Origin of the sequence: Aquibacillus salsiterrae (assembly GCF_028416595.1) — a bacterium.
In the GTDB taxonomy this organism is placed as follows: Bacteria; Bacillota; Bacilli; order Bacillales; family Amphibacillaceae; genus Aquibacillus_A; species Aquibacillus_A salsiterrae.
On sequence record NZ_JAMQKC010000061.1, the window covers coordinates 1 to 1,025 of the forward strand.

At 33.5% G+C, this 1,025-nt stretch carries 2 protein-coding genes; one reads left to right on the forward strand and one right to left on the reverse strand.

Going from position 1 to position 1,025, the window contains the following annotated elements:
• Window positions 1–46 precede the first annotated feature (46 nt).
• A complete protein-coding gene (locus NC799_RS18295; protein WP_272447855.1) occupies window positions 47–241 on the forward strand; it encodes a hypothetical protein in 195 nt (64 codons plus the stop codon).
• A 96-nt stretch (window positions 242–337) separates the two neighbouring features.
• On the opposite strand, the gene NC799_RS18300 is transcribed toward NC799_RS18295, so the two are convergent.
• Window positions 338–508 (reverse strand): hypothetical protein, encoded by a 171-nt coding sequence (locus NC799_RS18300; protein ID WP_272447856.1) that lies wholly within the window; start codon window positions 506–508, stop codon window positions 338–340.
• Window positions 509–1,025 lie beyond the last annotated feature (517 nt).

The following is a 1,025-nucleotide window of genomic DNA, read 5'->3' on the forward strand; positions in this document are numbered from 1 at the left end:
TACAAAAAATTAGGGGTAAAGGATCCGTTGAAAAGAGAATACAGAATTGTCGGAAAAAGGTTGTAGTGACCAAATGAAAAATAGAAATCCCGGTGTGATGGGATTTCTAAGCATTTTTGCCGAAACTGGGGCTATCCCAATTCGGTACCAGGTACTACACGTGGACAACTGTCCATCAATAGTACCTGGTACCGTTTCCCTTCGTTTCCCTTGGTTCTATCATTCCCATTCTCGGTTGTAAAGTTAAGATAAATCTTTGTTTATCTCCTGTTTTTCACGTTAAGAACGCTTATAACAGAACTTGTCGATCGGCACCCTTTACTTGAGTAAAGACTTTTTACACTTTATCAGTTTTATCTTTTTTAAGTAAGCCAAAAATAGTAATTAACACACCTAAAACCATAATGTAGAATTCACCATCGCCAGGCACTATATATGAGTTTTCTTCTAAATATAAATCCAATAGCATTACTGACATTCCTAATAACATGATTTTAGTAGAACGCATCAAATCACCCTTTCCTTATTGAAGATAACTGCTTATTTACTTTAAGATCATTGATTCACATTTTTATATTAACATAAAATTCCAATAATTCTTAAAACCATTCCAAGACAAAAGGATCGTCAATAATATCTAATTTAGCAGTCACACCTATGCACTAACTACCTTTGCCCATGCATTATTTACAAGGCAACCATCATTAGCGATAAACCCAATAGCATTATTTTTATTGACCGCATAATGAACTCCCTTTCTCTTAATTTAATATTACCGATTACATTATTTACATATGTTATTTTAAAGTTCAGTATTAGTGAATATTTATATCAATATGAACAACCAAAAGGGATTGAAGATTCAATCCCTTTTGCGATAATTATACTTGAGGGACATCCCCCTCTGTTAGGATAGATGTCGTACGATACTTTAGTGTTATAGTTAAGTAAATAACACGGAGGTCGATTTAATATGACAGGGAGAAATAGAATACGATATTCACAGGAACAAAAAGAAGCTATTG